At 63.4% G+C, this 22,173-nt stretch carries 20 protein-coding genes; 11 read left to right on the forward strand and 9 right to left on the reverse strand.

Translation table 11 applies throughout. The features are described from left to right. Window positions 1–5 precede the first annotated feature (5 nt). Complete coding sequence (locus K6301_RS20190) at window positions 6–1,226, reverse strand: polysaccharide biosynthesis/export family protein (RefSeq protein WP_246665731.1); 1,221 nt, start codon at window positions 1,224–1,226, stop codon at window positions 6–8. Window positions 1,227–1,289: 63 nt separating this feature from the next. Further along, window positions 1,290–1,967, reverse strand: a complete 678-nt coding sequence (locus tag K6301_RS20195; RefSeq protein ID WP_134646331.1) for a sugar transferase — start codon at window positions 1,965–1,967, stop codon at window positions 1,290–1,292. 710 nt (window positions 1,968–2,677) lie between these two features. Between K6301_RS20195 and K6301_RS25040 the strand changes: the two genes are divergently transcribed. Beyond that, window positions 2,678–2,998 carry an exopolysaccharide production repressor protein gene (locus K6301_RS25040; RefSeq protein WP_281505907.1) on the forward strand — a complete coding sequence of 107 codons (321 nt, stop codon included), beginning with the start codon at window positions 2,678–2,680 and terminating at the stop codon, window positions 2,996–2,998. Window positions 2,999–3,117: 119 nt separating this feature from the next. After that, the gene (locus K6301_RS20205; protein ID WP_247222345.1) at window positions 3,118–4,113 is read left to right on the forward strand and encodes a glycosyltransferase family 2 protein; all 996 of its coding nucleotides are present in this window, start codon (window positions 3,118–3,120) and stop codon (window positions 4,111–4,113) included. Between the two features lie 4 nt (window positions 4,114–4,117). Here K6301_RS20205 and K6301_RS20210 read toward each other — a convergent pair whose 3' ends face one another. Together K6301_RS20210 and K6301_RS20215 are read right to left on the reverse strand one after the other, a co-directional pair. Further along, entirely contained in the window at window positions 4,118–5,044 is a 927-nt protein-coding gene (locus K6301_RS20210) for a polysaccharide pyruvyl transferase family protein (RefSeq protein WP_247222346.1), read from the reverse strand. 19 nt (window positions 5,045–5,063) lie between these two features. Then, complete coding sequence (locus K6301_RS20215) at window positions 5,064–6,023, reverse strand: glycosyltransferase family 2 protein (RefSeq protein WP_247222347.1); 960 nt, start codon at window positions 6,021–6,023, stop codon at window positions 5,064–5,066. Window positions 6,024–6,144: 121 nt separating this feature from the next. Between K6301_RS20215 and K6301_RS20220 the strand changes: the two genes are divergently transcribed. The 9 genes from K6301_RS20220 (at window position 6,145) to K6301_RS20260 (ending at window position 17,395) form a co-directional block, all read left to right on the forward strand. Continuing rightward, window positions 6,145–7,623: a lipopolysaccharide biosynthesis protein gene (locus K6301_RS20220; protein WP_247222348.1), complete on the forward strand. Its 1,479-nt coding sequence runs from the start codon at window positions 6,145–6,147 to the stop codon at window positions 7,621–7,623. 369 nt (window positions 7,624–7,992) lie between these two features. Next, a complete protein-coding gene (locus tag K6301_RS20225; protein ID WP_247222457.1) occupies window positions 7,993–9,114 on the forward strand; it encodes an acyltransferase family protein in 1,122 nt (373 codons plus the stop codon). 2 nt (window positions 9,115–9,116) lie between these two features. Next, window positions 9,117–9,902, forward strand: coding sequence for an endo-1,3-1,4-beta-glycanase ExoK (exoK, locus tag K6301_RS20230; protein ID WP_484594001.1), 786 nt, complete (start codon window positions 9,117–9,119; stop codon window positions 9,900–9,902). Between the two features lie 13 nt (window positions 9,903–9,915). Further along, on the forward strand, window positions 9,916–11,121 hold the full coding sequence (locus K6301_RS20235) for a glycosyltransferase family protein (RefSeq protein ID WP_247222349.1): 1,206 nt from the start codon (window positions 9,916–9,918) through the stop codon (window positions 11,119–11,121). Beyond that, window positions 11,111–12,109, forward strand: coding sequence for a glycosyltransferase family 2 protein (locus K6301_RS20240; protein ID WP_247222350.1), 999 nt, complete (start codon window positions 11,111–11,113; stop codon window positions 12,107–12,109). Before K6301_RS20235 ends, K6301_RS20240 begins: the two co-directional genes overlap by 11 nt. Further along, on the forward strand, window positions 12,106–13,029 hold the full coding sequence (locus K6301_RS20245) for a glycosyltransferase (RefSeq protein WP_247222351.1): 924 nt from the start codon (window positions 12,106–12,108) through the stop codon (window positions 13,027–13,029). Before K6301_RS20240 ends, K6301_RS20245 begins: the two co-directional genes overlap by 4 nt. Beyond that, window positions 13,026–14,036, forward strand: coding sequence for a glycosyltransferase family 2 protein (locus K6301_RS20250; RefSeq protein WP_247222352.1), 1,011 nt, complete (start codon window positions 13,026–13,028; stop codon window positions 14,034–14,036). The genes K6301_RS20245 and K6301_RS20250 overlap by 4 nt, the downstream gene beginning before the upstream one ends. Window positions 14,037–14,040: 4 nt before the next feature. Beyond that, window positions 14,041–14,946, forward strand: a complete 906-nt coding sequence (locus K6301_RS20255) for a UTP--glucose-1-phosphate uridylyltransferase (RefSeq protein WP_247222354.1) — start codon at window positions 14,041–14,043, stop codon at window positions 14,944–14,946. An 82-nt stretch (window positions 14,947–15,028) separates the two neighbouring features. Beyond that, window positions 15,029–17,395, forward strand: coding sequence for a polysaccharide biosynthesis tyrosine autokinase (locus tag K6301_RS20260; RefSeq protein ID WP_247222355.1), 2,367 nt, complete (start codon window positions 15,029–15,031; stop codon window positions 17,393–17,395). 364 nt (window positions 17,396–17,759) lie between these two features. Here K6301_RS20260 and K6301_RS20265 read toward each other — a convergent pair whose 3' ends face one another. From K6301_RS20265 to proC, 5 genes are all read right to left on the reverse strand, one after another. After that, window positions 17,760–19,082 (reverse strand): NAD(P)/FAD-dependent oxidoreductase, encoded by a 1,323-nt coding sequence (locus tag K6301_RS20265; protein WP_247222356.1) that lies wholly within the window; start codon window positions 19,080–19,082, stop codon window positions 17,760–17,762. Between the two features lie 91 nt (window positions 19,083–19,173). Further along, the gene (locus K6301_RS20270) at window positions 19,174–20,094 is read right to left on the reverse strand and encodes a DMT family transporter (RefSeq protein ID WP_247222357.1); all 921 of its coding nucleotides are present in this window, start codon (window positions 20,092–20,094) and stop codon (window positions 19,174–19,176) included. A gap of 63 nt (window positions 20,095–20,157) precedes the next feature. After that, complete coding sequence (locus K6301_RS20275) at window positions 20,158–20,550, reverse strand: Rid family hydrolase (protein WP_247222358.1); 393 nt, start codon at window positions 20,548–20,550, stop codon at window positions 20,158–20,160. 48 nt (window positions 20,551–20,598) lie between these two features. Continuing rightward, window positions 20,599–21,333, reverse strand: coding sequence for an SDR family NAD(P)-dependent oxidoreductase (locus K6301_RS20280; RefSeq protein ID WP_247222359.1), 735 nt, complete (start codon window positions 21,331–21,333; stop codon window positions 20,599–20,601). A 24-nt stretch (window positions 21,334–21,357) separates the two neighbouring features. Further along, a complete protein-coding gene (proC, locus tag K6301_RS20285; protein WP_247222360.1) occupies window positions 21,358–22,173 on the reverse strand; it encodes a pyrroline-5-carboxylate reductase in 816 nt (271 codons plus the stop codon).

Here is a 22,173-nt window from a genome sequence, read left to right on the forward strand (position 1 = left end):
CAGTCTCACTGCGTCGCGAGACTGGCTTCCACCTTCACGATGTCACCGGGCAGGACCGGCGTCGTTTCGGTGGCGCGGATCTGCTCGGTCTTGTCCCCGACCGTGCGCACGATCGAATAACCGATATTGGCGGCGGAAAGTCCACCCTTCAGCGTGGCGGCATCGGCCGATTGCATCAGCGCCTCCGACATCAGGTCACGGCTGGTGCCGAGCTTCAGAGCGAGCGTATCTAGTTCCTGCTCGGTGTTCTGTAGCTCCTGCGCCAGTTCGGCATCCCTGTCATTCGTCAGGTTCGTCTCGTCCTGAGAGGCCTTGTTTATGTCCTGCTTGGCCTTCAGCGAGGCCGTGTCGATATCGAGCAGGGCGGCCTGGAGGTCGGCGGTGCGCTGTTCCAGCGCAAGACGCCGCGAGCTGATCGCGAGCCCCTTTTCCGCCAGCGTATCGACCTTGGAAAGGTCGCCCTGAACGAGTTCGAGCTGGCGCGTCTGGGTTTCGGACTTCTTGGCGAGCGAGTCGATTTCATTCTCAAGCAGCGACTTGAGATCAGCCAGCGCCGTCAGTTGCAAGCGCTGCCGCTTTTCCCGAGAGGCCATCAGCGCCTTCTCGCTTTCCATGATCGCCTTGGCCTCCTCGGACTTCGCGAGCTCCTTGGGCATTTCGATTTCCGTTGCGCCGGACATCTCCGCCACGATGCGTGCGCGGCGGATGAGCAGACGATTGCGCTCGGCGACATAGACAGCCGCCTCGCCTTCCGAGCGCAGGAAATCGCGAGCGAAGCGCTGGCCGGGATCCGCCCGGCGCAGCCCGCCACCGAAGCTGATGGCCTTCAGGACCGTCAACCCCGGCGCATAGGGGTAGGCACCGGGTGTCTGCACGTCGCCGGACAGATAGACCGGCCGGTATTCGGCGATCTCCACCGAGGCGGACGGCAGGTCCTTGAGGCCGAAGAGCACCTGCATCTTCTTGCCGATATCGGCCGAAAGATCCGCTGTGGTGCGGCCGTCGGCAGGCAATTGGCCGATGAACGGCAGGGAAAGGGAACCATCGGCACCGATCCGGTAATCACCGCTGACGGCGCTCCAGTCACGGATCGCGCCTTCTGCGGTCTGCCATTCCGCCACGCGGATGCGCAACTTGTCCATGACGCCGAGCCGGTATTCCTCCGCGGAGGCGGAGGATCCGGCCATAAGCACCGCGGCGAGCGTGAGGCCACCGAGCATTCTCATGGAAAAGGCGTGCGCAACCGTGGCTGCGGTCGAGATCGTTTTCATGGCAACCTCTTGCAGAAATCAGTAACTGCCGCGCGAAAGGCACACGGCCGGGATGGTGCGCACGACGATGACGAGGTCCCGCGTGAGCGACCAGTTGCGCACATAATGCGTATCGAAGGCGATGCGCGCCGCGTAGGAAACATCATTGCGGCCGCTGACCTGCCAGAGGCCGGTGAGGCCCGGGCGGCTGCGCAGATAATAGACGGCGGATGCCTCGTAGAGCTCCAGTTCGTCTTCGACCACCGGACGGGGGCCGACGATGCTCATCTCCCCCTTGAGGATGTTGATGAGCTGAGGGAGTTCGTCGAGGCTGAGCTTGCGAAGCACCGTTCCGAGCACGGTGACGCGCGGATCGTCCTGCAGCTTGCGCGTGGCGCGCCATTCCTCCAGCGCTTCAGGGTTTTCTTCGAAATATTGCTGAAGAAGGGCATCGCCGTTCTCCGCCATGGTTCGGAATTTCAGGCAACGGAAGGTCGTTCCATTGTAGCCGATGCGGCGGTGGCCATAGAAGATGCTGCCGCCGTCGGTGTATTTCACAAGCGCCATGATCAGCAGGAAGATGGGGCTGAGCAGGATGAGCGCGGCAAGTGCCACGAGGATGTCAAAGCTCCGTTTCGATATTCCCCCCACCGGCGGAGCACCGGCTGTCACAGAATTGAATAACGGCGAACTGGCCGATCGGCTCGCGGACTTCATAGAGATGGCTCCATTGGAATTGCGATGGTCGGGTCCCTCGGACGCGTTCAGACATCCAATACGCAGTGTATGGTCACAGTTTGTTTTTTGAAATGTGATGTGACGAATTGATTGCCGGCACCCGGCATTTAAGAAAACCATTATGTCCTAAAATTTTTGCTTCGGCAGTATATGAAAAGTATCAAATATGGGATTTTGTCGAACCACGTCACTGATCAGCGTGCGATATTCCTATTCCCGCGCCAAAATCACTTTCCGTGATCGGCTTGCCGCGCACGATTTTACATATTTATACGCTGTAGGCTCGGCATATGATGGTACATAGGCCCGCCTTAACCTGGCGGCTGCTAATAATTTTGCGCTGCAATATTATTTTGCGGCGCACACTTTTTCCATAAGCGACACCTCATATTGTAACAAAAGGTGATCACGGCTATGCTGCAACGCAACCCAACGGCTGCAACGCGAAAGCACGTATTCGCTTTTTCGGGGTATTTTCGGCCGCCTGGGATGGAAAAGGTGCCGAAATCTGGGCAGCAAAGTGGCAGACGCGATTCTTGGGTCGACCACAACCGCCTTAACCGAACCGCAAGATCGGTCGGCTACGACTCGGAACCCGCCATGCTCGCCCTCGTTAATCCTGCTAGTTGCATGCAGTGCCGCCACCGCCTATAGTTCAAGCCAGCCTCAGAGGAGAAGGCGATCCACCGATGAAACCAGCGCCGGATACGAAATGGCGGGACAGCATGGCCTATGCGCCACGCTTCTTTGTGAGCATGACCCTCGTGCTCGTCGCCTTTGCCGCCGTTACCTATGCCAGCACGGGCTCCGCCGCGACAACGGCGGTCCAGACCCTGATCTGCGCGGTTCTCATCCAGCTTGGCTACTTTGGCGCCGTGCTCTACCTCGCCTGGCGCGTCGGCAAGGCTCGCAAGGAGAAGGCCGGATCGGGACGCCCTGCGACGGACCTCGAAAAGGCAAAGCCCACGGTCCCCGTTTCGATGAACGAGCCGGGCCACTCCAAGCCCTGACCCCAAACTGATCCTAAACTGATCCTGCTGGGCCGTTTTTGTGCCCCCTTTCCCTTTCATGCTGCATTGCAGCGCGGACATGTCTGCGCCGTCGGTTCAGTACGAACGAGAGGTATGCCGTGATCCAGCAAGAAAAGGTCTGTGTCATTATCGCCGCGAAGAATGCGGAAAAAACGATCGGCCGGGCGGTGCGCTCCGCGCTCGCGCAGCCGGAGGTCGACGAAGTCGTGGTGGTTGACGACGGGTCGGACGACCGCACGCTCTCAGCAGCGGCCGCAGCAGACGATACGAGCCGGCGGCTCGACATCATCCGATTCCGCACCAACCGGGGGCCATCGGCCGCGCGCAACCACGCCATCGCCGTATCCCGCGCACCTTTGATCAGTATTCTCGACGCGGATGATTTCTTCTTTCCCGGTCGCTTCAAGCGCATGCTCGCCTGCCCGGACTGGGATTTCATCGCCGATAACATCGCCTTCATGCCGGAGGCCGAACTCACCCGGCAACCGGACGATTTCGCGCCGCGCCCGCGTCGGCTCGGCCTTGCCGATTTCGTTCTTGGCAACATTTCCCGGCGCGGCGCCCCGCGCGGCGAACTCGGTTTCCTGAAGCCGGTCATGCGCCGCGCGTTCCTCGATGCGAACGATCTCCGCTACCGTGAGGACATGCGCCTTGGCGAGGACTACGAACTCTATGTGCGAGCGCTGCTCGCGGGCGCCCGCTACACCGTCATCGAAAGCTGCGGCTACGGCGCGGTCGTGCGTGCCGATTCCCTGAGCGGCCAGCATCGGACGAAGGATCTCGAATCGCTCTATCAGGCGGAGCGCTCGATTCTTTCGGCGGGCAATGTGCCATCCGAGGCGGAGCACGCGATGCGTCGCCATTGCCGCCAGATCGGCCGGCGCCACGCCTTGCGGCATTTCCTCGACCGCAAGCGGGAGGGCGGCGCGCGCGCGGCCCTTGCTTATGCGGTCGAAAACCCCTCGGCCATGCCGGCCATTGCCGGCGATATCCTGCGCGACAAGTTGCAAGCCGCGCAGCGCCGGATGGGGACGGAGCCTTCGGCGCCGCAAGACGGGTTGCGCTACCTGCTACCCGCCTCCGCCACGCGGTAGGATATCAGAGATAATCGCGGCGCACGCCTTCCAGCACGGCGTATAGACGCTCCTTGCGCTCCAGAAGACGCGCGTCCGCGCTGAGTTGGGGTTCAGCACGGCTTGCCTGCCAGAGAGCCAAGGTGGAGGGCGCGGCGAGAACCTGTTTGGCGGCAAGACGAAGACCTGAGCGGGGCACTGCCGCCGTAACGGCGACCGCGCTTTCCTCGGCTGCATGGTTCGCACCATCGTAGTCGATGCCCCAGAAACGGGCGCCCTTGCTGATGGCCTCGGCGCGTGTCGAGATGGGAATGCGCCGCGCGGTCGGATCGACGCCGACCGTCCCGGCCCAGTCCCGCCATTTGAAGCCGTTGATGTTGGCCGATGTGCTGACCGCCACCCACGGCACACGGAAAGCATCCGCAAGAATGGCGCCGTGCATGGATTCGGCGACGATCAGTTCGCATCCGGCGATCTCGCCGATCACGTCCTTCGCCTCGCCGCGCGGGTCGATATAGTGCAGGCCCGCCATCGCGCAGACGACCGGCCAGAGCCCCGCCACCGCCGATTCCCAGTGGGGAACGAAAGCGCATTTGATGCACTTCGGCCGGTTTGCGAACTCCGGCATGTCCGCGACCAGCACGGCGGGATCGATGATGCCCAGTTCCGCCGGCAGGCCCACCCTTGCGGCCGTCAGCGGGCCGCGCACGCAGCGCACGTCCCACAAATCCCGGTCGCTCATATCAGGCAGGGTGCCGTACCCGAAGCCGCTGCCGAGCACGAGCTTGCGGCCGTCCTGCGGTAGGAGGGCATCGTTCAGCACCGTGCCCACACCAACGAGCAGCACATCGGCATGCACCTCGCGGAACCCCGGCAGCAGGAAATCCCATAGCCAGAGATTGAGGTCGTCACCGAAATTGCCGTGCTGCGATTCCCAGTAATAGGGCTTCATGGGTCTCTCCTTGTATGCGTCAGCGGGAGAACTTGCCGACGGCAAGTCCTACCGCGCTTGCGAGGATGCGCGGATCGCGCATCGCCCAGCGGGCCAGCATGTCGAATTGCGGCAGCTTGCGGTGCTTGACGCGCCGCGCCTGGCTCCACAGCGCCTGCCGGCGGGCGGTCTGCTTGTAGGATCGCAGCGACGCCACCTCGGCCGGTCGCTCGGCAAAGCGCGCCTCCAACCGGTCGAGCGCGACCCAGGTGTTGAACTGTTGGCGCAGGAACTGGGGTGAGTCGTTGTCGATCCCGTGGAAGATGTTGACCCCCTCCCCGCGAACCGCACCCGCCGCACCGCTCAGCACCACCCGTCGGGCGGCAAGCACGCAATCGCAGAAGAACAGCACGTCCTCCGCCGCCAGCCGCAGCGCCGCGTCAAAACGGATACGCTCGAAAACCGGCCGGCCTATCACCATCGAGGAGAGATGCAGGAAGCTCCAGTTCTTCAGCATGACCTGGGTGAGATCGGGAATTTCGATGAGGAGCGGATCATCGGCAAGGCACACCACCGCCTCGGTTCGTGCGAGGTCCTCGATACCGAAATGGTAGTAGAACGCATCGCCTCCCGTGATGGAGGCGAAGTAGCAATCGGCGGAAAATTCGGTCATCGCCGCATGGGCGAGAGCGAGGTGGTCCGGCGTCCAGATATCGTCCGAATCGAGGAAGGCGACGAAGTCGGTCGCCGCTGAAACGCTGTCGAGCCCGGTATTGCGCGCGCCACCCGGACCGGCATTTTCCTGGCGCACGACGCGCACGCGCGCCTGTTGCTCCTCCGAAAAGGCGATCAGGTCGCCATCGGGTGGAAAAGGCGATTCATCGTCGACCACGATGACATCGAAGTCGTTGAATTCTTGAGCAAAAACAGACGTGAGCGCACGCCTCAGAATGCCCGGCTCCTTCTGATAGAAGGGAATGATTACTGTCAGCTTCGCCATCTTTTCGTCCCTGTGGTTTCTCTAGAAAGAGGTTCGTCTGGTCTCCTCCCACCGGGGCGTGGCCGTTTCCGGCGCAGGCTTTTGTCTTCGTCGACGCTCCTTTTTGAAGCAGGTTTCCGCCATGTCCCAGTCCGTGAACGCGAAGTCGGTAACGCGAAATGTCGGCTGGAGCGTCTTATCCAAGACAAGCACATTCGGGCTTAAATTTGTCACTGTGCCCATTCTTGCCCGACTGCTGACGCCGGAAGAATTCGGTGCGGTGGCCGTCGCGCTGGCCGTCGTGCAGTTCCTGGCGATGATCGGCGGGGCAGGTCTGGCCTCGGCGCTCATCCTTGAGGCAAAGGAAGAATCCGAGACGATTCATTCGGTTTTCTGGGCCAATCTCGGCTTCGCCTTCCTGATGGCGGCGGGGCTCTATGTCTTCGCCGAGCCCCTGGCGGACTGGTTCGGCGCGGCGGATGCGGCCTGGCTGTTGCAGCTCATGTGTCTGCTCATTCCCTTGCAGCTTGCCGGCGACGTCGCCTATGCGCTGGTCGCCCGCCGCATGCAGTTCAGCCGGGATGCGCTGTGGAGCATGATTTCCGAATCGATTGCGGCCGTCGCCGCGGTGATCCTTGCGCTCTCCGGTTTCGGCGTCTTCGCGCTCGTTGCGCAGCTTTTCGTTGCCGGAGTGATTCGGCTCGCCGGCCTCTTCTTCGTTTCGCGCTATCTGCCGCGTCTGCAGTTCCGCCTCTCAAGCGTCGTGCGGCTGACCCGGTTCAGCCTCGGCCTGATGGGCTCGGAACTTGCAAATTTCGTCACGTTCCAGTCCCCGATGGTGGTGATATCGCGCTTCCTCGGCCTTGGCGATGCCGGCGCCTATTCCGCCGCCAACCGCTTTTCCAGCATCCCCAATCAGGTTGTTCTGTCGGGCGTGATGGGCGTCCTCTTTCCCGCCTTCAGCGCAATGATGCACGACCGCCAACGCCGCTCACAGGCGCTGATGCTGAGCACACAGGTCACGACCCTGCTGCTCGCGCCGATGATGTTCGGCCTTTGGGCGGTCGCCGAGCCGGCCATGCTGCTGCTGTTCGGTGCGCAATGGGCCGCCGCCTGGCCCGTGCTCGGGCTACTGGCCCTTTCCAAGGGACTGCTGACACCCTGCAGCACCTTCATTCCCTACCTGAAGGGTTCGGGCCACGGGAGTGCGCTGTTCTGGTGGGCGGTGGGCCGCGCGGCGGCAACGACAGCCGCCGTCGCCTATGGCGCTTACAATGGCACGCTCATCGAGGCGATGGTCGCGCTTTGCCTCGTCAACGCGGCGGTGCTCGTCGGCTATTCCTGGGTCGTGTTCCGGGTCGACGAAACGCCTTTCCTCTCCGGCTTCTACCAATCCATCCGTCCGATGCTCACCGCCGCACTGATGGCGCTTGCGGTGCGTTACGCGCTCGAGCACTATCTCGCCGCGCAGTTCCACCCCGCGCTACAGGTCGGCATCGGCATCCTGTTCGGCGGCGTGATCTACGCTGTTCTCACCGCTCTTACCGAGCGGCCGCTGCTGCGGAAGCTGCTGGATCTGGTGCGCCGTCCGCGTGCCGCATCGGCCGCGAGCCTGCCTTGAGACTGCCCCAATTCAGGGAAGATTCGCCGCAATTCGCACGGCTCCGCCCTGAATCACCGTAGAAGACTGAAAAAAATCCGGTTCACCTACACCCAGAAATTGCGCTTAAATCAGTACATTCGAATAATCTTCAAAGTATTGTCAAAAGAGACATCACGCTTCTCTCACGCATATGTGAGCGTGCATCTTTGACGGAATGCAATTTCGCTTCCGATGCTGCGATGCAACCGAACTTGCCGGAAAATTTGCTGCGCTGCCACATTTTCTGCTGCCCGATCGTGCAAACTCCTCTTTACAGGCTTCGGTCTGACCTTGTTCAAAGGCCGCCCGATGGGAACGGCGCACCAGAGGGGTGACGCAACCGTGCAAATCGACGCGACAGTCTCCGCACGCATCAACATGATGCGGATCGTGCTGATATCGGGGATCATCTTCGTGCATGTTCCCCACGATCCGGCAACGAGCGCTTATGCGGGCGCGGTCAGCGGTTTCGATTGGATGCGCGTCTTCCTGGGCGACAGCCTGTTTCGTATCGGCGTGCCCTGCCTCAGTGCCATATCCGGCTACCTGCTTTTCCATCGCGGCTTCGAGGCCTTCGATTATCGCAAGACACTGCGTACCAAGGCCTCCACGATTCTTCTGCCGTTCCTGCTTTGGAACATCACCTTTCTCGCGCTCGTCTACCTAGCCCAGCTGCGCGGCATCGGCTTCGGCTACCTACCCGACGTACCCAATGCCACGCCGCGGGAGATGATGAACCTTGCGCTCGCCGTCGAGAGCTGGCCGATCAATATTCCGCTCTACTTCCTGCGGGATCTCCTTCTCTGCCTGATCCTATCGCCGTTGATCGCGCTTGCGGTGCTGCGTTATCCGCGCACGGTGCTCGTGCTCATGCTGGCCTATGCCGTGCTGCCGGTTCCCAATGGCATTTTCCTCAAGAAATCCATTCTGTTCGGGTTCAGCTTCGGCGTGGCGATGGCGCTTCATCGCGTCGATATCAGGCGCATGGATCGTTTCGCTTTGCCCGTCGTGCTGGCCGTGCTCGCGATGGCGGTGCTGCTCTCCTTCGCGCTTTATGCCTACGGTCCGGAATTTCCCGCCTGGCTCGACATGCTGCGTGCCGTTACCGCCATCGCCGGCATCTTCGGCGCTTGGGCGCTTTCGGCGCTGCTTGTCCGCACCGCCACAGGTCAGAGCCTGGCGCGGCTCGGCGGACTGAGCTTCTGGATATTCTGCGGCCACTATCCGCTGCTCATCCTCTTCTGGATGGTCTGGAACCGGTTCGGCAGCGCGGATTACCCGCTGTTCTATGTCGCAAGCCCGCTTCTGGCCCTCGTCATCCTCGTTTCGACCCATGCGCTGGCACAGCGCTTCGTATCCCCACTGCACGCCATCCTCACCGGCCGCCGCATGGGCGACCGCAAACGGCCCGTGGCCGGCCGCCCACACCCGCAGATGAAGCCCGAGGGTTCCATCGCCCAACGGAGGTGATCATGACCGTTTCTCTGACACAGGCCCTTGGGGCATCCGCCCTTCTCAGCATGCTGTGCACCACGGTTCCCGCCGCCGCGCAGGACGGAGCGAACGGCACGTCCTTCGTCGAGGAGTTCGATCGGCTCGATACCGCCCGGTGGTATGTCTCGGACGGCTGGAACAACGGCGCACACCAGAACTGCACGTGGTCGAAGGACCAGGTGCACGTGGAAGGCGGAAAACTCCGGCTTTCCTTCGACGCGAAGCCCGCCGGCGAACGTCAGTATTCCTGCGGCGAGGTGCAGACCCGCAAGCGCTACGGCTACGGCACCTACGAGGTGCGCATGAAGACGGCGACCGGCTCGGGCCTCAATTCGGCTTTTTTCACCTATATCGGACCGACCGACAAGAAACCGCATGACGAGATCGACTTCGAGGTTCTCGGCAAGGATACCAACAGCGTCCAGCTCAACCAGTACATCGCCGGCAAGGGCGGAAACGAGAAACTCGTGCCTGTTCCCGGCGGCGCCGACAATGGGTTCAACGACTATGCCTTCGTCTGGCAGAAGCAAAGCCTGCGCTACTACGTGAACGGCGCTTTGGCGCACGAGGTGACAGACCCGAAGAAGTTGCCCAACCATGCACAGAAAATCTTCCTGTCGCTTTGGGGCACCGACACGCTCTCCGACTGGATGGGTCGTTTTGCCTTTTCCGGCCCGGCGCGGCTGGAAGTGGAGCGCCTCGCCTTCACCGCCGAGGGCGAGCCTTGCCAGTTCGACGGTTCCGTCGCCTGCCTGGTGAATTGATCGGATGACGCCGATGCTACGGATCCTCTACCTCGTCCACGACCTTTCAGACCCCGCCGTGCGCCGGCGGGTGCTGATGCTGCAGGCGGGCGGCGCGGAGGTGATGCTTGCCGGTTTCCGCCGCGGCGAAAACCGTCTCGCCGACATCGAAGGCGTCACACCGCTGGAACTCGGCACGACCGCAGACGCGCGCTTCGCCCAGCGGCTCGTCGCGGTAGCCGGTGCGGTAGCGCGGCTGCCCCGAAAGCTCGCAGGATTGGCGAAGCCGGACGTTATCCTTGCGCGCAACCTTGAAATGCTGGCGCTCGCCCGCCGCGCCTCGACGCACTTCGGCACGGTCCCCATCGCCTATGAATGCCTCGACGTGCACCGCCTGATGCTGAAGTCAGGTCCGGCCGGCCGCGTCCTGCGTGGGGCCGAGCGCCATTTCGGGCGCAAGGCAGGACTTGTCGTCACCAGTTCGCCAGCCTTCATAGAACACTATTTCAAACCCCTTTCGGGCATCCGCGCGCCTATCCATCTGCTGGAGAACCGGGTGCTGGAACTGGACGGCAGCGACGCCGGTCTACCAGCGCGCGTACGCCCGACCGGCGCACCCTGGCGCATCGGCTGGTTCGGCGCGATCCGCTGCCGCAAGTCGCTCGACCTGCTTTGTGCGTTTACGCGACGCATGGAAGGACGTTTCGAGGTGGTGTTGCGCGGCCGGCCGGCCTACCGCGAATTCGACGATTTCGATGGCATCGTCAAACGAGAACCCTTCATCCGCTTTGAAGGCCCTTACCGCAACCCGGAGGACCTGTCGGCCATCTATGCCGAGGTGGATTTCACCTGGGCCATCGACTTCTTCGAGGAAGGCCAGAACTCGCAGTGGCTGCTGCCCAACCGCATTTATGAAGGGGGTCGGCACGGCGCCCTGCCCATCGTTCTGGAGGGGACCGAAACGGCCCGCCTCGCCGCCCGGCACGGTGTCGGCATCGCCCTTGCCGATGGTCGCCTGGAGACGCTCACCCAGCGCTTCGCGGCCTTCGGCGATGATGATTTCCAGGCGCTGAACGCGCGTCTCGTCGCGCTTGGCACACGGCCCTGGATCCTGGATCGCGCCGACTGCACGGCTTTCGTCCAGCGCCTTGGCGCGTTGCGCCAGCCGTCCGGACAGGCGGCGCCCCTGCAACCCCTCCCGTCCCTCATCGCCAACAAGGTGGATTGCCATGAACGCTGATGCTGTCGCCTCGGTGCGCTGCCTGATCGTCATCCCCTGCCTCAACGAGGCGGCTTATCTCGAGCGTCTGGTCCGCCATCTCCAACCGGACCTTGCCGATCTCACCGCCACCCTCGTCGTGGTCGACGGCGGCAGCACCGACGGTACACGCGACATCGCCCGCCGCCTTACGGCAGAGGTGCCGAACATGCATGTGCTCGACAATCCGAAGCGCATCCAGAGTGCTGCGATCAACCTCGCCGTCGCGACCTTCGGCACCGAACATGATTACCTCATCCGCATCGACGCCCACGGCACCTATCCTGACGACTATTGCCGCGTGCTCGTGGAGGAGGCGCTGGAAACCGGCGCGGATTCGGTCGTGGTCGCCATGCAGACTATCGGGTTCGGCACGTTCCAGAAGGCGACGGCCGTCGCGCAGAACTCCGTGCTGGGCAATGGCGGGGCCAAGCACCGGGTCGGCGCCGAAAGTCACTGGACGGACCATGGTCATCATGCGCTGATGCGCATAGCGGCCTTCCGCGCCATCGGCGGCTACGACGAGGCGTTCACCGCCAATGAGGATGCCGAATACGACTATCGGCTCCATCAGGCCGGTTACCGCGTGTGGATGACCGCACGCACGAGCATGGTCTATTATCCGCGGGCAAGTGCCCTGCCGCTCTTCAAGCAGTATTTCGGCTACGGCCGCGGCCGGGCGCGCAATTTCTTGAAACACCGCTCGCGGCCAAGCATAAGGCAGATGCTGCCGCTGATGGTGGCGCCGGTCGCGGTCGGCGCGTTCCTCGCCGCGATCACCTGGATTGCCGCCGTACCCTTCGTGCTATGGGCCGCCGCATGCATGGGCTACGGTGCGTGGATGGCGCTCGGCCAACGCAATCCGTACGGCCCGCTCGCCGCCGTTTCCGCCATGATCATGCACTTCGCCTGGTCGGCCGGCTTCTGGCGCGAAATGCTGGATCCGCGCCAGCGGAGGGCCCTGGCATGACAGCGCCCCTCCACATCGATATCGCCATCTGCACCTTCCGGCGCGCAGCGCTGACGGAAACGCTCACCTCGCTCTCCCGGCTGGTCGTACCCGCAGGCATACGCCTCCGCATCATCGTCGCCGACAACGATGTGGAGCCGAGCGCCCGCAACCGCGTCGAAGCTGCGATGCCGATGCTGCCGGCCGGCATCGTCTATGTGCATTGCCCCGCTGGAAACATCTCCATCGCCCGCAACGCCTGCCTTGAGCACAGCGATGCCGACTTCATCGCCTTCGTCGACGACGACGAGACCGTGGAACCGCTCTGGCTGGACGCATTGCTTGCCGCGGCGGAGAAGCACCGCGCCGACGTGGTGCTGGGCCCGGTGCGCGCACTCTACGGGCAAGGCGCGCCGGACTGGATGCGTGCAGGCGATTTCCACGCCACGCGCCCGGTCTGGGTAAACGGCGAAATCCGCACGGGGTATACCTGCAACGTCCTGATGCGCCGCACCGCACCGGCGATCGCCGGCCGGCGTTTCGATCTTGCACTGGGGCGGAGCGGCGGCGAGGACACCGCCTTCTTCAGCGCGGTGCATGCCGATGGCGGGCGCATCGCCTTCGCTGAGGAGGCCTGGGTGAAGGAAGTCGTTCCCGCCGAACGCGCCCGTTTTTCCTGGCTGGCGCAGCGGAGGCTGCGGATGGGGCAGACCCATGGCCAGCTGCTCGCTGCACGCCATGAAGGTGCAGCACGCGTCGGTGCAGCGGTGCTTGCTGCCGCGAAGGGCGCCGTCTGCCTGGCCGGCGCGAGCGCCTTCGCCTTCTCTCCGGTACGCCGCAACCGCTTTCTCCTGCGCGGCCTTCTTCATGCGGGCGCAATCGGTGGCCTGTTCGGCGCACGCGCCATCGAGCCCTACGGAAAACTGGAGGCGGCGCGATGACCGCCCCCGATGTCAGTGTGGTGATCGCCGCCTACAACGCGGCCGACACCATCCAGCGCGCCATAACCAGCGCCCTGGCGCAGGATGGCGTATCGGTGGAGGTGATCGTCGCCGACGATTGCTCGACCGACGCGACGCGTCAGATCGTTGCGGCGCTCGGCGAGCCGGCCGTGAAGCTTGTATCGCTCGGCTGCAACGGTGGACCCGGTGCAGCGCGCAATGCCGGCTTCGCCGCCGCGCGCGGCCGCTGGATCGCGGTTCTCGATGCCGACGACACGATGCGGCCAAGCCGTCTTGCCCGCATGATCGCCGCTGCGGAAGGAGCGGATGCCGTGGCAGCCGTTGATAATCTGGACGTGCTGCATCAAGATGGCCGAACGGAGCAGATGTTCCCGCAAGATCTCCTGGCCGACATGCCCGCACTGACGCTGCCGGCATTCATCGATTCCAACCGGATTTTTCGCAGCACGCACAATTTCGGCTATATGAAACCGGTCTTCCGACGCGCCTTCCTGCTGGAAAACCGGCTCACTTACGACGAGGCCCTGCGCATCGGCGAGGACTATCTTCTGCTCGCCGCCATGCTCGCCTCGGGCGGCCTCTGCACGGTTGTTCCGGAGGCGGGTTATCTCTATCATATCCGTGAAGGCTCGATTTCGCGCGTGCTGCATCTCGACCATGTCGACGCCATGCTGGCCGGAGACAGTCGGCTGCTTGCCCGCTTCCCGCTCTCGGGCGAAGCCGCTGCCGCACAGCGCCGTCGTACGCGCAACCTCAGGGAAACGCGCGCCTTCCTCGCGCTCGTCCACCACCTCAAGAACCGTTCGCTCGGCGCTGCCGCCAAGGTGGCGCTTGGTGATCCCCTCGCGATGCGGCACCTCGCCATGCCCATCGCCGCTCGTTGGCGCCGCCTGACCGCGCCGCCGATCCACCGCAAGACGGCCGCGTCCCGCGCGGCCTCTTCTTCCTCGAAAGCGCAGGATCTCGCGCTCAAGAACAAAGGATAATGCCATGGTGCGAAACAAGACCGTCCGCAAGGCCGTCATTCCCGTCGCCGGCAACGGAACCCGCTTCCTGCCCGCCACGAAGGCGATGCCCAAGGAAATGCTGACCATCGTCGACCGCCCCGTCGTTCAATATGCCCTCGACGAGGCCCGCGAGGCCGGCATCGAACATGTCGTTTTCGTCACCAGCCGCAACAAGCAGGTCATCGAGGATCATTTTGACGACACGCCGGAGCTCATCTCTTCGCTCGAAAGATCCGGCAAGAACGACAAGGTCAGCGAGCTCGGCCGCCTGCTGCCCGCCGCCGGCTCGGTGAGTTTCACCCGCCAGCAGGCGCCGCTCGGCCTCGGCCATGCCGTCTGGTGCGCGCGCGACCTCATCGGCGACGAGCCGTTCGCACTGCTCCTGCCCGACATGATCTCCTTCGGGCCGCGCGGCTGCCTGGCTGGCCTGATGGAGCTTTATGGCGAAGTCGGCGGCAACGTCGTCGGCGTCGAACAATGCGCACCGGAGGACGCCTCGCAATACGGCATCGTCGGCAAGGGTGCGCCCGTGCGCCACGGCTTTGCCGTAACCCATATGGTGGAAAAGCCGAAAGCCGGCGAAGCGCCCTCCAATCTCTTCCTCAATGGCCGCTACATTCTCCAGCCGGAGGTCTTCGGCCATCTCGCCCGCCAGCAGCGCGGTGCAGGCAATGAAATCCAGCTGACCGACAGCATGCTGGAGCTTTCCAGAAGCCAGCCCTTCCACGCCCATCCCTATGAGGGGCGGACCTACGATTGCGGGTCCAAGCACGGCTTCATCGAGGCCAATGTCGCTTTCGCGCTCGCCCGCCCGGATATCGGAGGCGCGGTCTATGAATCCCTGCGCGACATGATGTCGTCGCATGAGGGCCGGATTCGCGCGGCATAATCTCTTGCCTCCGGGCCAACCAAGCCCGGAGGCATATCGGGGAGGAAAACATCCATCGCGCCGAAAGGCAGAACGGAGCCCCATGCATCAACGCACGGTAACACACAGCCGCATCCTTCACCGGGAACCGGACCCGTCCGATTCCTTCATCGATCTCAACCGCCTGATGACGATCCTCGTCCGCAGGGCGCGGCTGATTGCCCTTTCGGTCGCGGTCGCCATTGCGCTCGCCGTCGCCTATCTGGTGTTCGCGACACCCGTCTACACGTCGATGACGCAAATCCTGCTCGACGAGGATTTGTCGCGTTACGCCGAGGAGAGCGAGCCGTCGCCACAAAGCAGCCAACAGGTCGACATGCGTATCGCAAGCGCCGTCGAGATCCTGAAATCCGGCCGGCTGGCGCTGCGCGTGGTCGATGATCTGAAGCTGGCCGACAACGAAACCGTTCTCAACCCGCCGCAGTCGCCCGTCGCGACCGTCAAAGGCTGGGCGAAATCGCTCACCTCGCTCGGTTCGTCCGGCCAGCAAGCCTCGCAGGAGGCGCTGGCGAAGGGACGCCGCGACAAGGCGGCCAGCATCCTGCAACAGTCGTTGACGGTGGAGCGCGTCTCACGCAGCGCCGTGCTGGCCGTGTCCTTCCGCTCGACCGACCCACAGCTCGCGGCCGCCGTGACCCGGCGCTACGCCGAGGCCTTTTTCGAAGACCAGCTCAGCGCCAATTTCACAGCAACCGAACAGGCGTCGACCTGGTTGCAGGAGCGGCTTGCCGATATCCAGAACCGCGCGCAGGAGGCTGCGCTGGAAGTCGAGCGCTACCGCAGCGAAAACGGTCTGACCACCGCCCGCGGTGAGCTGATGTCCGAGCAGCAGCTCGCCGACCTCAACAGCCAGCTCATTCTCGCCCAGGCCGATGCGGCGAGCGCGTCCGCCCGGTACGCGCAGTTCCGGGCCATCGTCGATCAGGGGCCGGACAAGGCCATCGACAATGCCTCAATCCCGACCCAGCAAGCCGGCGGCTCCGTATTGCAGGACCTGCGCGAACGCTACAATTCCGTCGTCAAGCGCGCGCAGGACATCACGCAGAATTTCGGCGCGGACCATCCGCAGGTCGCCGCGCTGCAAGCCGAGAGAGAAAACCTCGCCGGACAGATCTACCGCGAACTCCAGCAACTGACGGCGAGCTTCCGCAACGAATACGAAGTCGCCCGCTCGCGCGAGGTTTCCCTGCGCGAGAGCATCCAGAAGGTCGCCGGCAGCAATGCCGAGGCGAACCGTTCCTCCGTGCGCCTGCGTGAGCTGGAGCAGAAGGCGACGGCGCTGAAGGCGCTTTCGGAATCCTATCTCGCCCGTTATGAGCAGGCCTCGCAGAAACAGTCCTTTCCCATCCCCAAGGCGCGGGTGATCTCGGATGCCGGCGTGCCGACATCCGCCTCCAGCCCCAACAAGACGATGGTGCTCGGCCTTGCCGCCGTGCTCGGCCTGATGGCCGGCGGCGCCCTGACCTTCGTGCAGGAGATGCGCGAACGCGCCTTCCGGCTCGAAAGCGACGTGCGCGCCATCCTTGGATTGAAGCCGCTCGGCTACCTGCCACTCATCGGCGGCGTAAGGAAAGGCAGGCCCGTTACGATCGGCGCCAAGGCGGTGAAGCCCGACCCCGGGCCGGACAACGCTGCCGGGGAAAGCGGCGAGGATGCGGTGCCGCTTGAGCGCATGACACGCGTCGTCCTCGATGCGCCGCGCTCGGTCTTTGCCGAAACCTTGCGCAACGCCAAGCTCGCCAGCGACATGACGCTCCCAAGCGGCAAGAATCGGGTGATCGGCGTGACCTCGGCCCTGCCGGGCGAGGGCAAGTCCACCGTCGCGATCAATTTCGCGGCACTTCTTGCCGCGAGCGGCAGAAGAACCCTGCTGATCGACGCAGACATGCGCAGGCCGAGCCTGGGTGCGATCATGAAGCCGGCACCGCAGGCGGGTCTCGTCGAAGCGCTCCTGGGAACCATCGCATGGGGCCAGGCGGTCAAGACCGACCGACACTCCCAGCTCTCCATGCTGCCGATCGCCATCCAGCCCGGCGGCGCCTGCGCGCCCCATGTCAACGACCTCATCTCCTCGCCGGCCATGCAGCAGCTCGTCGAAGAAGCACGCCAGGCCTTCGACTATGTCGTCGTGGACCTTCCCCCGCTTGCCCCGGTGATCGACGCCAAGGCTTTCGAGCCGCTGGCCGACGGTTTCCTCTTTGTCGTCGAATGGGGCCGCACACCGGCAAACCTCGTCAAGGATCTCCTCGCCGCAGAAAGCCGCATCGACGCGAAAACCATCGGCGTCATTCTCAACAAGACGGACATGGACACCCTGCCCCGCTACAGTGACGCGGGCACCGCCGAGAAGTACCGCGACCTTTATCAACAATACTACGTCGACCAGATGCGAGGTGGCGCGCGCCAGTAACGGCGCGCTGCCGCACACTCCCGATCAAATCACCGCTGAATGCATCATCCCAAGGCCATGTCATAGCGAGCCGCCCTACGCAATATTCGGCGTGCTCGTTAGCGCTCAGTCCGGGATAATCGATGTGCAACCCGGCATTCTCAGCGCCGAGGCCTTGGCTGTGCCTTAGCCTTGGTGTCACCGTGCCTGTCATCCGTCGCCGCTTTGCCGATCAGCTCCGGTCTTACCGCAGCAACTCAATTCCGTTGCCGGCGGCACGGCTGGGTGGTGAGAACCAGATATTCTGTCGGAATCGGCAATGCTGACGTTCCCTGAACGAAGACCGCCACGCCGGAGCCACGGCGAAGATGGATCGCACCTTCGATCACGTCATACCCAAGCGATCCTTCAGGCGGTAATACGGAAAGACGTATCGCGCGGCCCTGGTTTTGACAGACCACAGCGCGACGTCGTTGCGCTGGTCGTAGACATTGACCGGCACGTCGTCGAGTTCGCGCTTACCCGCGATGAACTCGCCCATGAGACGGCCGAGGTTTTGCGCCAGGTTGACGCCTCGGGTGGAGAAGCCGCCGACTGAGAAGACATTTCGACCCAGCCGGAGGATGTGCGGCAAATAGCTGTCCGTCACGGCACAATAGCCTTCCCAGTAGCTTTCGAGCTGAATGTCGTCGTCGGTCAGTTGCGGGAAGAGCATCCTCATGCGGCCGCGGGCATGGTTTTCGCCATAGGCGACCTTGTTTCCGAAATCGAAGACGGCCCCGCCGGAAATCAGGCGACCATCCGAATCCAGGCGTCCGAAACCGCCGGATTTGCGCAGATCCGTAAAGCACAGCTGCGTCTTTAGGATTTTCTGGCGCAGCGCCTCGCTCAGCGGCTTCGTGGCGACATGGTAGAGATAAACGGGAATGACGGATTTCTGTACGGCCGGCAGGAAGTCTCCCGTATAGGCATTGGTGGCAAAGACGGCCGAGCGCGCAGACACACGACTTGCACCACAGCGGACGACGACGCCCTGCGCGGTTTCCTCGAAACTGTCGACGGCGCTGTTTTCGAATATGCGCACGCCGCTTTGCTCGGCGGCCCGCGCCAGACCGACCGAAAGGCTATAGGGGTTGACGGTGCCGCCTTCCGCATTGGACCAGCCTCCGAGATAGCCCTGTGCACCCAGGAGATCGGCCACATCGGCGGCAGAATGCCATGTCACCTTGGCGCCCAGCGCCTTCCATTCGTCATGGACCTTTCGCACCCTCTGCATCGAGGCGTCGGAATGGGCCGGCTGCATCCAGCCGTTCTGGACCGCCGAGCATTTGATCTGGAAGGCCTCGATCTGCCGGAAGACGGCGTCGGCGCCGTGCAGAACGAGATCGGCGAGCGCGAGGCCCTTGCGCCGGCCGACGGACGCCTCGACGACCGACGGGGTAATGCCGCCCGGAAACTGTGGCACATTGTAACCACCGTTGCGACCCGCAGCGCCGTTTCCGACGCGCCCGGCCTCCAGGACGACGACACGAAGCCCGTTCCTTGCAGCGTGGATCGCGGTGTTGAGACCGGAATATCCCGCGCCGATAACGACAAGGTCGGCTGCCTCCTCGCCGGAAAGACGGGGATAGTCACGGACGGTTTCCTGCAGCGTCTTCGTCCAGACGACGCCTTGCATGGTGGGATCGATCGGGCTTGCCATGGACATGATCACTGACCTTCGATGGGTTGTCGGAGTGGAAATTCGGGAATGGTTTTGGCCGCGTCGCACCGCTGCCGGTGGTTTGGATAGAGCATCGTCATGGCAGGTGTGCCGGCAGGTCGGTCTCGGGCACGGGCTCGATCTTCTGGGCCTTGCGATGCGAGATGAAAAGACCGGCGACGACGATGATCGCGGATCCGATGAGCATGTTCGTACCCGGAACATCGTCGAAGAACATGAAGCCGAACACCATGCCCCACAAGAGCAACGTGTACTGGAACGGCGCCAGAATGGAGACGGGGGCCAATTTCAGCGAGCGCGTGACGACGAGATGGGCAAGAGCGCCGATCACACCGAGAAGCAGCATCGAGGCGCCCTCTGCGAGGGTGAAGGATCGCCAGTCGAAAATGGAGGCAATCCCCGCGAGCACGAATGTGGCGAGCCCCTGGTAGATACCGAGCGTCGCGTCGCCGGTTTGCGCCAAAGACCGGTTGAGCACCAGGGTCAGCGCATAGGCAAGACCACCGGTCAATGCGAACCAGGCCGGGGCGGAGAATGCCGAAGCAGATGGATCGAGCGCGATGACGACCCCGACGAAGCCGATGAGAACCGCAGTCCAGCGCCGCCAGCCGGCGCGCTCTCCCAGAAGGAAATGCGAGGCGACCGTCATGTAGATCGGCCCGGCCATGTAGAAGGTCATGACGTCGGCAAGCGGCAAGTAGATGACGGCCGCATAGAACAGCGATGTGTCGAGGGTGATGAGCAGCGCCCGCACTGTCTGCAAGGTCGGGCGATGCACATTGTGAAAAGGCGTCTCCCGCTGCTGACGCACCAGCGGCACGAGCACCATGAACGCGCCGATGGCGCGGATGGTCAGGACCTGCGCCACGCCGAAACTTGCGACCAGCATCTTTGCCACGACATCGTTCAGCGCGAAGAGAAAATAGCCGACGATGACGAGAACGATGCCCATGGTCAGGGCATGCCGGTTATCGGGACGAAGGAGATGGCGAAGCATGCCGGGGCGCCTTTGAGACGGCTCAGGGGTGAAGGCCGCCGGTTCAGGCCGGCGGCCGATCGGTCACGCGCCGCAGCCGACGACAGCCGTTGCGGAAATCTCGACCTTGACGTTCGGCACCGGGAACTGCACGACAAGCGCCGCATTGGTCGGCAGGATGTCACCGAAAATGTCCTTCAGCGTCGGGCCAATGGCTGCGAACACCTCGGCCGAGGTCACATAGGTCGTGATCTGGACCACATCCTTCAGCGAGGCGCCGGCCTTTTCCAGCCAGGGCTCGATGTTGCGGATGACCTGCCGGAGCTGTTCGACCGGATCCGCGCTGCATTCGCCCGTCTGGAAATTGATGCCGACGGTGCCCGAGACGTAGACCGTATCGCCCACCTTCACGCAACGGGAGTAGCCATAGGTCTTTTCGAAGGAGGAGCCGGAGGAGATGTTGATGCGCTTCGTCATTGTCTTCAGCCTTTCATGCCTGAACCGAAATGGTTCGATCGGGAAATGTCACCAGGTATAGCCGTTTGCGATCCAACCGCCGTCGACGGGAAGCACGATGCCATGCACCATCGAGGCCTCCGGCGAAGAGAGGAACGCAGCCGCAGCCGCGACTTCCTGCGGTTCGGCGATGCGACCGAGCGGCGTGCGGTTGCGGACGCCGACCATGTTGTAGATGCCCTTGTCGATAAGGTCCTGCACCATCGGGGTTCGCACACCCGTCGGTGCCAGCGCATTGACGCGGATGCCGAGCGGGCCCCATTCGGTCGCCAGCGACTGCATCATGTTGTGAACCGCGCCCTTCGAGGCGCAGTACGCCGTGCGCTTGGGCGCACCGACGGAGCCGTAGACGGAACCGATGAAGACAATGCTGCCACCGCCGTTCTCGCTCATGTAGCGGGCAGCACTCTGGGCCGGCAGAAAGCTGCCCAGCACGTTGACGGACATCATGCGCATGAAAGCGTCTGCCACCACATCCAGCGCCGGCTCGACGGCGACGATACCGGCGGCCGTCACGAGGGTGTCGAGCCCGCCGAAGGTTTCGACCGTGCGCGCAACAGCTGCATCGACATCCGCCGGGTTCGTGACGTCGCCTTCGATGGCCAATACATCGGCCCCGAGCTTCTCACGCGCTTCGGCAACGCCGGCGCGATCCAGAATGCAGACCTTATCGCCCCTGCGGACGAAATGTTCCGCCGTGGAGAACCCGATGCCCTGCGCGCCGCCTGTTATGAGGCTGATCATGTCCATGTCCTTCCGGATTTGCTGTCAGTTGGATTTTCCAAGTTCGATGCTGCGGTCGCGAGCCGCGCGCGCCGCTTCCGCCACGAGTTTTTCGGTACGCTCATCGCTCATGAAAACATTCAGGGCAGCGGCCGTCGTGCCGCCCGGGCTGGTGACCTGCCGGCGCAGCGTGGCCGGATCGACATCCGCTTCCATGGCAAGCCGGCCTGCGCCGCGCACCGTCTGCTTTGCCAGCAATGCTGCGGTCTCCGCCGGAAGGCCGAGGGCGATGCCCGCATCCGTCAAGGCCTCGATGAAATGGAAGACATAGGCAGGCCCGGAACCGGAAATCGCAGTGACGGCGTCCATCTGCGCTTCATCATCGATCCACGCGACCATGCCCGAGGTTGCCAACAGCGAGGCCACGAGCGTTTTCGCGGCATCGGAAACGTCAACACGAGCATAGAGAACCATCATGCCCTCGCCGATCGCTGCAGGCGTGTTCGGCATGCAGCGGACGATGGAGGCACCGCCGGGAAGACGATGTGCCATTGCTGCGGTGGTTACGCCGGCTGCGACGGAGACGAAGGTCGCGCCGCGCGCGGCAAAGTCGCCGCAGCCCGCCAGGACCGTTTCCACTAGGTTCGGCTTGACGGCGACGAACACCACCTTGGGGGCGAGGCCTTGCGGGAGATCCGCCACTTGCGGGACGGCGAGCGAACCCACCCCGGCTGCTCGGTCACGAAGCGCATCGGCGGGTTCGACCACATGGACGGTGAGCGTCGGGTCTTCGCGAAGCCAGCCGCGCAACATGGCGAAACCCATGTTGCCGCAGCCGATGAGGAGAAGCGTGTGTGACAT

The sequence above is a fragment of the Shinella oryzae genome, from assembly GCF_023038235.1.
Lineage (GTDB): Bacteria > Pseudomonadota > Alphaproteobacteria > Rhizobiales > Rhizobiaceae > Shinella > Shinella sumterensis.